At 58.0% G+C, this 12790-nt stretch carries 15 protein-coding genes; 6 read left to right on the forward strand and 9 right to left on the reverse strand.

Going from position 1 to position 12790, the window contains the following annotated elements; translation table 11 throughout:
• The first annotated feature begins 118 nt into the window (after positions 1-118).
• Together HSW_RS09545 and miaA are read left to right on the forward strand one after the other, a co-directional pair.
• A complete protein-coding gene (locus HSW_RS09545) occupies positions 119-1258 on the forward strand; it encodes a glycosyltransferase (protein ID WP_052346297.1) in 1140 nt (379 codons plus the stop codon).
• Entirely contained in the window at positions 1255-2166 is a 912-nt protein-coding gene (gene miaA, locus HSW_RS09550) for a tRNA (adenosine(37)-N6)-dimethylallyltransferase MiaA (protein WP_052346298.1), read from the forward strand. Before HSW_RS09545 ends, miaA begins: the two co-directional genes overlap by 4 nt.
• A gap of 4 nt (positions 2167-2170) precedes the next feature.
• On the opposite strand, the gene HSW_RS09555 is transcribed toward miaA, so the two are convergent.
• Together HSW_RS09555 and pfkA are read right to left on the reverse strand one after the other, a co-directional pair.
• Positions 2171-2779 (reverse strand): hypothetical protein, encoded by a 609-nt coding sequence (locus HSW_RS09555; protein ID WP_155832902.1) that lies wholly within the window; start codon positions 2777-2779, stop codon positions 2171-2173.
• A 117-nt stretch (positions 2780-2896) separates the two neighbouring features.
• Positions 2897-3868 (reverse strand): 6-phosphofructokinase, encoded by a 972-nt coding sequence (pfkA, locus tag HSW_RS09560; protein ID WP_044001751.1) that lies wholly within the window; start codon positions 3866-3868, stop codon positions 2897-2899.
• Positions 3869-4132: 264 nt separating this feature from the next.
• Between pfkA and HSW_RS09565 the strand changes: the two genes are divergently transcribed.
• Complete coding sequence (locus HSW_RS09565) at positions 4133-4561, forward strand: tellurite resistance TerB family protein (RefSeq protein WP_044004431.1); 429 nt, start codon at positions 4133-4135, stop codon at positions 4559-4561.
• 116 nt (positions 4562-4677) lie between these two features.
• Here the strand turns inward: HSW_RS09565 and HSW_RS09570 are convergent, their stop codons facing one another.
• The 4 genes from HSW_RS09570 to HSW_RS09585 form a co-directional block, all read right to left on the reverse strand.
• A complete protein-coding gene (locus HSW_RS09570) occupies positions 4678-5871 on the reverse strand; it encodes an aspartate aminotransferase family protein (RefSeq protein ID WP_044001752.1) in 1194 nt (397 codons plus the stop codon).
• A gap of 174 nt (positions 5872-6045) precedes the next feature.
• Complete coding sequence (locus tag HSW_RS09575; protein ID WP_052346299.1) at positions 6046-6531, reverse strand: hypothetical protein; 486 nt, start codon at positions 6529-6531, stop codon at positions 6046-6048.
• A 36-nt stretch (positions 6532-6567) separates the two neighbouring features.
• On the reverse strand, positions 6568-7020 hold the full coding sequence (locus HSW_RS09580; RefSeq protein WP_044001753.1) for a hypothetical protein: 453 nt from the start codon (positions 7018-7020) through the stop codon (positions 6568-6570).
• A gap of 30 nt (positions 7021-7050) precedes the next feature.
• Entirely contained in the window at positions 7051-7602 is a 552-nt protein-coding gene (locus HSW_RS09585; protein WP_044001754.1) for an RNA polymerase sigma factor, read from the reverse strand.
• 280 nt (positions 7603-7882) lie between these two features.
• On the opposite strand from HSW_RS09585, the gene HSW_RS22750 reads away from it, so the two are divergent.
• The gene (locus HSW_RS22750; RefSeq protein WP_155832903.1) at positions 7883-8536 is read left to right on the forward strand and encodes a hypothetical protein; all 654 of its coding nucleotides are present in this window, start codon (positions 7883-7885) and stop codon (positions 8534-8536) included.
• A 66-nt stretch (positions 8537-8602) separates the two neighbouring features.
• Entirely contained in the window at positions 8603-9253 is a 651-nt protein-coding gene (locus HSW_RS09595) for a zinc ribbon domain-containing protein (protein WP_197031984.1), read from the forward strand.
• 134 nt (positions 9254-9387) lie between these two features.
• Here HSW_RS09595 and HSW_RS09600 read toward each other — a convergent pair whose 3' ends face one another.
• On the reverse strand, positions 9388-10122 hold the full coding sequence (locus tag HSW_RS09600; protein ID WP_044001755.1) for a DUF481 domain-containing protein: 735 nt from the start codon (positions 10120-10122) through the stop codon (positions 9388-9390).
• A 114-nt stretch (positions 10123-10236) separates the two neighbouring features.
• Here HSW_RS09600 and HSW_RS09605 point away from each other — a divergent pair, with 114 nt between their 5' ends.
• Positions 10237-10866, forward strand: a complete 630-nt coding sequence (locus tag HSW_RS09605) for a hypothetical protein (protein WP_155832904.1) — start codon at positions 10237-10239, stop codon at positions 10864-10866.
• Between the two features lie 82 nt (positions 10867-10948).
• Here the strand turns inward: HSW_RS09605 and HSW_RS09610 are convergent, their stop codons facing one another.
• A complete protein-coding gene (locus HSW_RS09610) occupies positions 10949-11905 on the reverse strand; it encodes a transketolase family protein (protein ID WP_044001757.1) in 957 nt (318 codons plus the stop codon).
• Between the two features lie 44 nt (positions 11906-11949).
• Entirely contained in the window at positions 11950-12720 is a 771-nt protein-coding gene (locus tag HSW_RS09615; protein WP_052346301.1) for a phytanoyl-CoA dioxygenase family protein, read from the reverse strand.
• Positions 12721-12790: the final 70 nt, after the last annotated feature.

A 12790-nucleotide genomic window follows, 5' to 3' on the forward strand; every position in this document is an offset into this window, starting at 1 on the left:
GGTATAGCGGGCTGCGCCGGGCCGGCTCTTTTTGAGAGGGGCACCGAATGAAGTTCTTAAATTTGCGACAATTCCTGAAACTACCGCTTTTCCCGCCCTGGGAAGTTCTCCGCTCACTGTGCCGCCACGTCTGGTTTTTACCGTCACCACCGACCTCAACTACGACCAGCGGATGCAGCGCATCTGCGGCTCGCTGGCCCAGGCTGGCTATGAGGTGCTGCTGATTGGCCGGGAGTGGCCCGCCTCGCAGCCACTCACACCCCAGCCATACCGCCAGCAGCGGCTGCGCTGCTGGTGCAATAAGGGTAAGCTGTTTTACCTGGAGTACAACCTGCGGCTGCTACGGTTTCTGCTGGGGCAGCGTGCCGCCGCCTGGTGTGCCATTGACCTAGATACGGCCCTGCCAGTGTGGCTCCGGGCCCTGCTGGCCGGCCAACCGTTCGTGTATGATGCTCATGAGCTGTTCACGGAAGTACCGGAGGTAGTGGCCCGCCCGCAGGTGCAGCGTATCTGGCGCGCCATCGAAGATTTCATTGTGCCCCGGGCTGCCTTGGTGTATACCGTAGGGCCAGCCCTGGCCCGGGTGTTTGAGCAGCGCCACGGCCGGCCGGTAGCGGTGGTACGCAACATCAGTCGGCTAAGTGCCGAGGCGTTACTGCCCGCGCCCCTCGCTACACCCGAAGGCGGCTTTATCTTATACCAAGGCGCGCTGAACGCCGGGCGGGGGCTTGAGCCACTGCTGGAGGCCATGCCGCAGGTGCGCGGCCGGCTGGTTATCTGCGGCGAAGGCGACCTGTCACAGGAGCTGCGGGAGCAGGCTGCCCGGCTGGGGTTGCTGCAAAGCGGGCAGGTTGAGTTCCGGGGCTACGTGCTGCCAGCGGAGCTGCGGGAACTGACGCGCCACGCTACCGTAGGGCTCAACCTGCTCGAAAACCTGGGCTTGAGCTACTATTACTCCCTGGCTAATAAGTTTTTCGATTACCTCCACGCCGGCGTGCCCCAGGTAGTCATCGACTTTCCTGAGTACCGGGCCCTCAACGACCAGTACGATGTAGCCGACCTTGTGCCGGATGTGCAGCCCGCTACCCTGGCGTCGGCCCTCAACCGTTTGCTGCCCGGTGGCGACTCGGCCCGCTACCACCAGCTGGCCGAAAACTGCCGCCAGGCGCGTCCCTTACTGAGCTGGCAGCACGAAGAGCAACAGCTGCTTCGGCTGTACGCCGCTCTGCTGCCGTCGTTTATTCCATCTGTTTCATGAACCTGCTTTCCGAACTTGCCGCCGTTACTGGCCCTACGCTGCTGGTCATTACCGGCCCCACCGCCGTGGGAAAAACCGACCTGTGCGTGCATCTGGCCCAACAGTTGGGTACCGAAATCGTGTCGGCCGACTCGCGGCAGTTTTTCCGGGAGCTGAGTATCGGCACGGCCAAGCCTACGGCGGCGGAAATGCAGGGTGTACAGCACCATTTCATCAACTCCCACAGCATTACGGAGGACTACAACGCCGGCCGCTTCGAGCAGGACGCTCTGGCCGTACTGGCCGACCTGTTTCAGCGCCATCGAGTGGTTATCCTCACGGGCGGCTCCGGGCTGTACCTGCAGGCCGTGACGGAAGGGTTTGACGCGTTGCCTGCGGTGGAGCCGGCCGTGCGCGAGCAAATCAAGGCCGAACTGGAAGCGCACGGACTGGAGCCGCTGGTGGAAGAGTTGGCTCGTCTCGACCCCGTGACCAACGCCCGCATCGACCGGCAAAACCCCCAGCGGGTAGTGCGGGCTCTGGAAATCTGCCGGGGCACGGGGCAGCCGTTCAGCTCCTTCCACGCTGCCAAAGCCGCCAACCGGCCCTTTCATATCATCAAAATTGCCCTGACCCGGGAGCGGGAAGAGCTGTACCAGCGCATTGACGCGCGCATGGACCAGATGCTGGCCCAGGGCCTAGAAGCCGAAGCCCGCGCCCTCTACCCGTACCGCCACCACAATGCCCTTCAGACGGTAGGCTACCAGGAGCTGTTCGCGTACTTCGAGGGCCAGTACGATTATGCTGAGGCCGTCCGTCTGCTCAAGCGCAATTCCCGCCGCTATGCCAAGCGCCAGCTCACTTGGCTCCGCCGCGATGCGGAGTACCAGTGGCTGGCGCATAGTGCGGGAAAGTGGGTAAATGCGTAATGGACTATAGCGCCCGGCTGAGCTGGAGTTGCGCGCCGGGCAAAATGTTGCCGCGCGTATCGTTCTGCAGGGCCAGGCGGCCGCCTAGACGCCAAGTGCGGCTCTGGTCAAGCGCCACATCTAGGCCGGTAGAAACAATATAGCCCACCTGAAACCCTCGCTCGTAGCGCGCCGAGTAGCCAAATTCCCCATCCTGCACCCAAGCCGAGGAAAAGCTCGTGAGTTTGGCGTAGCTGCCTGTTACACCCGCGCCGAGGCTGAACTCCACCGTTTTGTTATTGCCGAACGGGAGCCAGTAAATTTCCTGCTCCAGATTAACAGCCCGATAAGATTGCGGAATAGTGAAGCCGTAGCCAAACTCATACGGCTCGTTACCCCCGATATACGCCAGACGGGAGCCCAGCCGCCAATGCCGGCCCAGCTGCGGCGCGTATTCCAGGTGGGCCTTTAGTACTTTATAGTCACCGGTGCCATTGAGCGACTGGCCCACTCCTACCCGCAGCAGCGCGGGCCGGTGGGTAGGCTGCTTAGAGGGAGCATGTTGCGCCTCCGCCAGAATGGTAGTCAGGGACCAGGCCGCCGACATTACAAGACAAGGATAGATGTTACGCATGATCAGAAAAGAAATAAGTAGAGGGAAAGGAACTTTTTAATAGAATCGGTAAAAGACAAATTCCCTGCCAGATACAGCGTATCCAGCAGGGAATTGAATGGCTGAGCTAATAAGTTTTTACACGCTCAGAATTTCCACCATCCGCATGAAGCTCTGGTTGATGAGCTTCTTCTTATGAATGGTATCGGAGAAAGGGGTGTACACCAGCTTGCGGTCTACAATGCCGGCCATAACGTTGCGCATGCCGTTCATCAGGCCTTCCACGGCGGCAATACCAATCTGCGAAGCCAGCATCCGGTCGGCGGCAGAAGGGGAGCCACCACGCTGAATGTGGCCGATGATAGTTACGCGCGTGTCCAGCTCCGGAATAGCAGCTTTTACGCGCTGGGCTACCTGGTGGGCGTTACCTTCCTCCTCGCCCTCGGCTACCACTACCAGAAAGGAGGTCTTGGAACGCTGCCAGCTGGATTTCAGGCTGTCAATTACCGCTTCCGTCGACATCTGGGTTTCCGGAATCATCACAATTTCGGCCCCGCCGCCAATGGCGCAGGGAATAGCAATGTAGCCCGAGTCGCGGCCCATTACCTCCACGAAAAAGCACCGGTCGTGCGAATCGGCCGTATCCCGGATCTTGTCGATGGCTTCCAAGGCCGTATTTACGGCCGTATCGTAGCCAATGGTATAATCGGTGCCGTACAGGTCGTTATCGATGGTGCCGGGAGCGCCTACCGTCGGAATACCGAACTCCTGCTCAAACAGGGTTGCACCGGTGAAGGTGCCGTTGCCCCCAATGGCTACCAGTCCGTCGATGCCATGGTTTACCAGTTGGTCGAAGGCCTGCTGACGGCCTTCCTTGGTCATGAATTTCTGGCTGCGGGCCGATTTGAGAATGGTGCCGCCTTTCTGAATGGTATTAGAAACGGAAGCTGAATCCAGCTTCACGAACTCACCCTTAATCATGCCGCTGTAGCCGCGCATGATGCCATATACTTCGATGCCGTGGTACACGGCCGTGCGAACCACGGCCCGGATGCAGGCGTTCATGCCGGGCGCGTCGCCCCCACTGGTGAAAACTGCAATACGCTTCATTATACTTCCTCTTGGGTACTCAAACAAATACCCGACGGAGCCGGGCCGGGCAAAGGTGGCAAATCCCGGGGGAATGTTCAGCCTCTGACCCCGTAAAAGATAAAATAGCCTCGGTGGGCGGCTGTTTTTTGCCGGGCTGCGTATGCTTCCTATTGCAGTGTTTCTGCCAAAAAGCTACCTTACTGAATACCACTGCAGCCTCCCATACTCAGTGCTCCTGCCCGGACTGTTCCCCCCATCCGCAACTGCCTAATGCCCGCCCGTATGTTTGGTTTTTTTGAAAATGAGCAAACCAGAAAAGTTAAGAGCCACCTGATGAACCTGGCCGCCCTGGCCAAAGCCGATGGCCACCTCGACGAGCGGGAAATGAGTTTCATTGTGGCCGTAGGCCGCAAAAACGGGATGCGGGCCGATGAGGTGCGTTCCATTGTAGGCAATGCCAGCACCATCCGCCTGATCATTCCCGACAACGATTCGGAGCGGTTCGACCAGATCTTTGACTTGGTGGATATGATGCTGGCTGATGGCGTGGTAGACGACACGGAAATGGATTTCTGCATCGGGATGGCCGAGAAGCTCGGCTTCCGCAAAGACATTGTACAGGTGCTAGTACGCAAAATCTCGCAGGGCGTGAAAGATGGTTTCCCCCGTGACCAGATTAAGGAAGATACCCAGGCGTTTTTAGGGAATTAAGAAATTAGAGTCAAAAAAATTAAGACCTTAGAACTGAGAACCAAGAAGTGAGCCGCTGAGCAGCCCTTTCAAGGGACGGTTCAGCGGCTCACTTCTTGGTTCTCAGTTCTAAGGTTTCAAGTTCTTACTGCTTCTACGGCCCGCAGCAAGGCGGCGCAGGCATCGTCAATCTGCTCCAGCGTGATGGTGAGGGGAGGGGCGATGCGCAATGAGTTGTCGCAGAACAGGAACCAGTCGGTCAGTATATGTTCCTGCCAGAGGGCTTGGTCGATGATGGGCTTGAGCACTTCGAACGACGCGAATTCCACGGCCATCAGCAGTCCGCAGTTGCGTACTTCCCGAATGGCCGGATGCACCAGCCGCTCCCGAAAACGGGCCGCTTTTTCGGGCACGCCGGCTAGCAGGCTCTCTTCCTGAATAACCTGCAGCGTAGCCAAGGAGGCCGCACAGGAAACCGGGTGCCCCCCAAACGTAGTGCAATGACCCAGAATCGGGTCGGTTTTAAAGCCGGCCATGATGTGCTGCGGTGCAATGAATGCTCCGATGGGCATGCCACCACCCATGCCCTTGGCCGTGAGCAGAATATCGGGCTCAATGCCGAACTGCTCAAACGCCCAGAACGTACCTGTGCGCCCAAAACCGCACTGAATCTCATCCAGAATTAGCAAAGCGCCTACCTCCGTGCAGCGCTGGCGCAGGGCCGGCAGGTAGCCGGGGGCCGGCACCCGCACCCCTGCTTCACCTTGTACCGTTTCAATGACTACGGCGGCCGTGTGCTCGTCAATCAGCTCCAAGTCCTCGAAGTGGTTGTGGCGGAAGTGGTGGACGTCAGGCAGCAAGGGACGGAAGGCGTTCTTGAAACCTTCGGAACCCGTGATGCTGAGCGCACCGTGGGTAGAGCCGTGGTAGGCGTTAAAGCTGCTGAGCAGTTTGGTGCGGCCGGTGTAGCGCTTAGCCAGTTTCAGGGCCCCTTCCACGGCCTCGGTGCCGGAATTAGTGAAGTACACATTGTCGAGGTGGGCGGGCAGGGTAGCCGTGAGGGCCTGGGCCAGCCGGGCAGGCGGGGCCTGCACTACCTCGCCGTACACCATTAGGTGCAGGTATTTATCGAGTTGGTTCTGAATGGCCTGCAGAACCCGCGGGTGGCGGTGGCCCACGTTGCTCACGCCAATACCTGCAATCAAATCGAGGTAACGCTGGCCTTCGGGGCCGTACATATATACGCCCTCGGCCCGCTTAATTTCCAGCAGCAGCGGAAAATCGGAGGTTTGGGCCTGGTGGCGCAGGAAAAGCTGGCGGGGAGTGAGCATACGCAGAATGGTTCGGCCGGCACGCGCGTTTCAGGGACAAAGGAAACGGCGGCGGTACCGGAACAACAAAATCGGGCCGCAAAGGTACAGCTACTGCCCGCTTACTGCCCCATCAACAAAAAAACGGCCGCCGAAGCAGCCGTTTTCTACGAATTCAGGAATAAGGAGCCGTTGTTACTCGTCCAGACCATCGGCGGCACCAGCGGGCAGGCCGGGACGGCCGGCCACACGCTTGAGCACCTCTTTGGTAAACTGCCGCTCGGCCAGGGCCAGCCGGCCCACCTGCCGCACGCTGATAACGCGCTGGAACCGCTCGAAATATTCCTTCTCCAGCGTAATTTCCTGCTGCCGCAGCACGAACGACTGGTTGAGGCTCTCCTTTATCTGCTGGTCGCTGAGGCCATCGGTGCTGGCGGGGCGCAACTGGCGCAAACGGCGGTTCAGGTCGCGACGCTTGGCGGTGAATTCGTTGTAAAGCGGCCAGAATTTCTGGGCCTGATCGGTAGTAAGGGCAACTTTCTCGGTGAGGTAGGCAATGCGGGCGTTTTCGAGCTGGCTCAGGCGCTCCTGCCGGCGCAGGCCGCCCTGGGCCAGGGCCTCGAAGGTGGGTAGTGCCGCCAGCAGCCACAGCAGCAGGGCACCACGGAGGACGTATTTCATGGGGAGAGAAGGCAAAACGGGTGGTGAAATTATAGCTTACAGATAGATTTCTTCGGTGGGCTGCGCGTCCAGCAGTTCCTGCAACTCCTCGGGTGAGGCCTGCAGCGTACTGGCGGGCGCATTCTGTACGGCTCCGGGCAGGTCAGCTAAATCGGGGAGGGTAACACGCTGCTCACTAGCCAGCAGGTATTGCATCAGCTCCTCGCGGGGCACCTGGGCCAGCGTAGCGGTAGTAGCGGGCTGCATGGTGGCTGCAGGGCTCAACAGAAACGACGCGGCAAAGCTGCCCAGCACCAACACGGAGGCCAGGGCCGTCCGCATCGGGGCCGACAGTACTGTGAGCCAGCCACTGGCCACCGGGTTCGGGGCCGAAGTCTGCACGCGCTGCATCACGCGCATGGGCAACTGCTCGAAGTAGCGGTCCGGGGGGAGGGCCAGCGGCGGCTGGGGCCGGCGGCGGTGTTCATCCAGACGGAAAGGAGTGTTCATGGCGGTTAGAGGCGGCCGGGGCCGTCGGGTTTAATCGTTCTGGGCGTGGTCGTTGATGTATTGCTCAATTTTCTTGGCGGCGTGGTGGTAGGAGGCTTTCAGGGCCCCTACGCTGGTGCCGGTTACCTCAGCCATCTGCTCGTAGGGCATTTCGTCGTAGTAGCGCAGGTTGAACACCAGCCGTTGCTTATCGGGCAGGCGCAGAATGGCTTTCTGCAGCTTTAACTCTACTTCGTCGCCAGCCAGGCTTTCATCAGCCTCAATTTTGGCGGTCAACTCGGCTCCTACATCGTTGAGAGGTAGAAAAAACTTGCGCCGTTTGCTGCCCAGAAAACTGAGGCACTCATTGGTGGCAATGCGGTAAATCCAGGTGAACAGGGAAGCATCCTGGCGAAAATTCTCCAGGTGGTTCCATACCTTGATGAATACATCCTGGGTCAGGTCGTCGGCATCATCGTGGTCGACCACCATTTTGCGCACATGCCAGTACACCTTGCTCTGGTACTTGCGCACGAGCTGGTTGAAGGCCACGTTGCGGGCGGCGGGGTCACGAAACTTGGCGAGTATCTCCTGGTCTTCCAAGGCGCAGGGGAGCGGGGGTTAGGGCAACGGGTTGTGCGAGGTTAGAGGGGCCGGGTGGGCGAGGGTTTAAGGCCTGTGGCGTTAAATTATTCATCTTTGAACTAGAGCGCTGATTCTCACTTATCTTCTGATTTGCTTTTGTATGATAATCAGCATAATCAATCCAATATTCAGAGTAGCCAGTGCAATGCTTGTCTGCAGTGTAGCTGCCTTGCCGGCTGAAAGTGAGCAGTACCGCCGCCATATCTTGACCAGTGCTGACCTGCTGCCTACGGAACAGATGGCTCGTTATGCGTCCCGGTCATTTGCCAACGTCTGGTTGCATTCGGAGCCCGAAACGGTTTTCGGCTTTATTGGCAACGACTACCAGCGGCTGCGGGTGAAGCTACTGACGATACGTCCCGATGCGCAGCAGCTCGGCCGCTACGTGATAACCGGCAAATCGAAAGTGCGCGCAACTGTAGCGTCTTTTCAGGGGAGCTTTACGGTTGTGCACGTGCGGGAAACCAAGCGGCTACCCCGCGCCCTCGACGATGCCCCCTCCGATGCCGTGAAAGCAGGAGTTGTGCTGGCTGAATACGAGCTACGCGAGCCGGAAGGCCAGCCCAATAACGGTGTGTTTCGAGGTATTGTGTATGCGCAGTGGTACCAGGACAAAGCCAGAAAGGTGCATTACAACGACCTGGAAAACTTCGCAGACGGCTACGCGAACAACCAGTTTGTAGGCATCTGGCAGTCCTATAAAACCGGACTGTCCAAGAGTTGTAATTGGGGTAATAACCGGATTCCGAATAGTAAAGAGTTTGACCAGGGGGTAGGAGAGTTTAGTCCGGCGGATGCTTATCTGGATAATGGCTGGCAATCATACCGCAAAGCCTGGGAGCAGAACGATAAAGCTGCCCAGCAGCAGGAACAGGCAGCTTGGTGGGAATAATCTTGAGTCAAAATAACATTCAAGAAACTCTACTTTTACTCCGTTCTATCACCTCTACCAGCCGTTATGAGCAACATGATTCAGTTCGTCGCCAATCACGACGACCTTAGCACCGACAAAGGCTTTCAGTTCAAGTTTTACTGCGACAAATGCCGTAACGGCCATATGTCGCGCTTTCTGCCCAACAAAATCGGTATTGCTGGGGAACTGATGCGGGCGGCCGGCAGCCTGTTCGGCGGACACTTCTATGATGCCGGCACCGCCGCCTACCACGTACAGCGTGCCATCGGCGGGAAGGCCCACGACGATGCTCTGGAAACGGCCGTGCAGGAAGGCAAAACCTACTTCAAGCAATGTACCCGCTGCGGCCATTGGGTGTGCCCCGATGTGTGCTGGAACCATACGGCCGGCCTCTGCGAAGACTGCGCCCCCGATGAGCACGAGGAACTGGCTGCCCAGCAGCGCCAAGCCGCCCGAGAGCAAATCCAGACCAAAACCCGGACGCAGGATTATACCCAGAATCTCGACTTTCTGGGGCAGGCTCAAATAAGCCAGTGCGGCAGCTGTCAGGCCAAGCTCACCCCCGGTCAGAAGTTTTGCCCCGAATGTGGTAAGCCCAGTGCCGCCGCTGAGCCGAAGGAGAAATTCTGCGGCGACTGTGGAGCGTCCGTGAAACCCGGGCAACGGTTCTGCGCCGAGTGCGGCGGCAAACAGTAAACAGCTGATAAACCAATCTGTTGTTCCAAGCAGCACGTCATTCTGAATGGCACGTTATTCCTCAGCAAGCTCGGAATGACGTGCCATTCAGAATGACGTGCTGCTCGGAACAACGCTCCTGCGGATGATCTTATCTACTTTGTGCTGTAGGCCACCCCAATGGTGACGTTGGTATTGTCGCGCGACTTACCTTCCGGGATGCGGTTTTCGAAGGTGTAGGTATAGGTGCCCGTGACGGCAAAGCGCGGGGTGAAGCGCAGGGCCAGGGTGGAGAGCTGGCTGACGCGGTAATCGGAGAAGTCCTGGAGGTTGGGCTGGTAGAAGGTGGTGGCGCTGAGCGTGAACACGCGGTAGGAGTAGGCCACCTTCAGGCGGGTAGAGTTGCGCGACACGGTGCGGGAGCTGCCATCCTGAAAATATGTGGCCTCCCGGAGCAGCAGGTTGCTCACGGCCACTTCCCGCCCCAGCGAATCCTGGTAAAACGCCCAGCCCGGCCCCGCGCCCAGCTGGTAGCGGCTATCAATGCCGCGCAGATTGCTCCGCTCGTAGCCCCCGATGCCGTAGAAGCGGAAGTGGCCCTTCCAGTAGTAAGGCGTGGTGTTAAGCAGCCATTCCCGCTCCCGCAGCCGCCGCTCCTGCTTGCCAAACGTGAAGCTGCCCGCTACCGGTGCCCCAAAGTGCAGCCCCCGCAGCAGCGTAACCGAGTGGGCGGTGGCAAACAGCGTCCGGTTCACGCCGCCCGACGTGTACTGCCCCGAGAGCTGCCCGCTATAGCGGATGAGGGTGGTATCGGGCTTTTGGGCCAGGGCCGGAAGAGCGAACAGCAGCGGTAACAGCACCAGCAGCCAGCGGAGAGAGGAAACGAACATGCGATATTGGTGGGTCCGGTTTGCGGCTTGTGTGATGCAAGCTTTATCTTTCCGGTCGGTAGTAAGCCCCAAAATTACTTACTGGGTATAGTATAAAACGAAAAATACGAAAATATGTCATCTGCTCATATACCTAGCAAATTCGATGCTGTTAGTGAAAAATATCGGGTATACATAATCAAGTATTGCTCAAATAGTTTTAATAAACCAGTTTTTATGGTCTGGTATGCAGATACTATGCATGAAGCAGAAGATAAGTTGCTGGCTTTTAAAAGCGGGAAGATATTTGCTTTTCACTCACTGATTAATGCTTGTCGTTTACTTACAAACAACCTGGAAGAGCTGGTTGTATTCGAAAATCTTGCACCTTGGCTCTTTGAGTTCAAATATTTGCCAGCAGCCGAAAATACTACTATCAATGTTTCATCAGTTTTGAAAGATCTGGAAAATAATAGTTTGACCGATAATTCGATAGAAGAATTAGTAAATTTTGTAAATATCGTTGGAGATTTCATGTATCAGGATTGCGCCAATAGCTATTTAAAGAGGTATACAGGAGATAAGCTTATCCGCAAGGTGTGGGAATACTTTTACGAAATTATCTTTTGGCCTAGATTCAACGATGCCGAGAGATTTGCAAAATGGAAGCATCCGGCTTTGGTTATAAACCGGGAAAAACTGCTGGTAAAAGTGACTGAAATGATAACTGCCTTTGAAGCAAACATGAATCTTATGGAAGAGTGATTGACACACCTGCCAGACACCATACCGCCCCGGCCGCAACAGGTGCAGCCGGGGCGGTGTGGTGTCTGACGCGGCCGAAAACCTACTTGCGGCGGGCCATTACTTTCTCCACGGCGGCCACAATGGCCTGCTCGTTGAGGCCGTATTTTTCCATCAGCTGATCGGGGGTGCCGGATTCGCCGAAGGAGTCGTTGACGGCTACCATTTCCAGGGGCAGGGGCTCCTCGCGGGCCAGCAGCTGAGCGATGGAGTCGCCGAGGCCACCGTTCATCTGGTGCTCCTCGGCCGTCACCACGCAGCGCGTCTTGCGGGCCGATTCCAGAATCAGCTGGGCATCGAGGGGCTTGATGGTGTGAATGTTGATGATTTCGGCGTCGATGCCCTTCTCGGCCAGCAGCTTGCCGGCCAGGATAGCCTTCCACACCAAGTGGCCGGTGGCGAAGATGCTCACGTCGGCACCCTCGTTCAGCACGATGCCTTTGCCTACTTCAAACTTCTGGTCGGCGGGGGTGAAGTTGGGCACCACCGGCCGGCCGAAGCGCAGGTACACGGGGCCCTCGTAGTCGGCAATGGCAATGGTGGCGGCTTTGGTCTGGTTGTAGTCGCAGGGGTTGATAACCGTCATGTGGGGCAGCATCTTCATCAGCCCGATGTCCTCCAGAATCTGGTGGGTGGCCCCGTCTTCGCCCAGCGTGAGGCCGGCGTGGGAAGCGCAAATCTTCACGTTTTTGCCCGAGTAGGCAATGCTCTGCCGAATCTGGTCGTACACGCGACCGGTGCTGAAGTTGGCGAAGGTGCCCGTAAAGGGAATCTTACCGCCAATGGTGAGGCCGGCAGCCAGGCCCATCATATTGGCCTCGGCAATGCCCACTTGGAAAAACCGCTCGGGATTGTCCTTGATGAAGGCGTCCATCTTGAGCGAGCCGATGAGGTCGGCGCAGAGGGCTACCACGTTGGGGTTAGTGCGGCCCAGCTCCTGCAAGCCAGCGCCAAAGCCGCTGCGGGTATCCTTCGATTCGGTGTAGGGAAAATCTTTCATGAAGTATGGTAGGGAAATGGGTTTACAAAGAAGTAGCACACGCTTCAGCTTGTGCCGTGACTAAACAAAGTGGAAGCGTCTTCAACAGCACAAGCTGAAGCTTGTGCCACTGGCACCTCCCGAAGCTCCCGCCACTGCAGGCCCGCTGGCAACTCCGCCGTGCTGAACTCCAGATGCACCACGCGGCGAGACCAGGAGCTGGTGCTGCGTTGGGAGGCGTGCAGGGTGAGAGGCTGCATCAGCATCAGCCCGCCGGCCGGTACCGCGCAGGTAACAGCCTGGGGCGTGAAAGCCGGATGCTGCTCGTTCGGGATGACACCGTGGCGGTGGGAGCCGGGCACCACGCGCAGCGCTCCATTGGTGGCGTCGCAGGCGTCGAGGTGCAGGCGCAGGGTGACGATGCTTTCCAGGATTTCGCGGGGTGGTAGCACGGTGGTTTCACCGGCTTTCACCGACCAAGGGCCGTAGCCGGGCAGGTCGAGGTGCTGATCCACGGCCACCATCACATCTTGGTGCCAGGCCACCAGCCAGTTGGAGCCGGCCGGCTTATCGAAATAGATGGCCTTCACTAGGTGCGGCATCGGCCCCGGAAACAGCTCCGCCAGTACCGCCCGCAGCCGCGGCGTGAGCAGCTGGGGCCACAGCTGCGGCACTTCACCCAATAGATCTCGAATGGCAAACACGTCCTGATTACGCCGGAAATTGGCTGAGTTAGCCTCAGTCGATTCGATGGTACGCAGCAGCCCGGCCGTTTCCTCCGGGGAGAAAACGTCAGGTAGGATGGCGTAGCCGTCGGTGCGGAGTTGAGTTTTCATAATTCAGTGGAGGGTATCTCTGTCGTCAATTTCTACCTCAGATAGAAACCGGGGTGAAAACTTTATAATC

It is taken from the genome of Hymenobacter swuensis DY53, from assembly GCF_000576555.1.
In the GTDB taxonomy this organism is placed as follows: domain Bacteria; phylum Bacteroidota; class Bacteroidia; order Cytophagales; family Hymenobacteraceae; genus Hymenobacter; species Hymenobacter swuensis.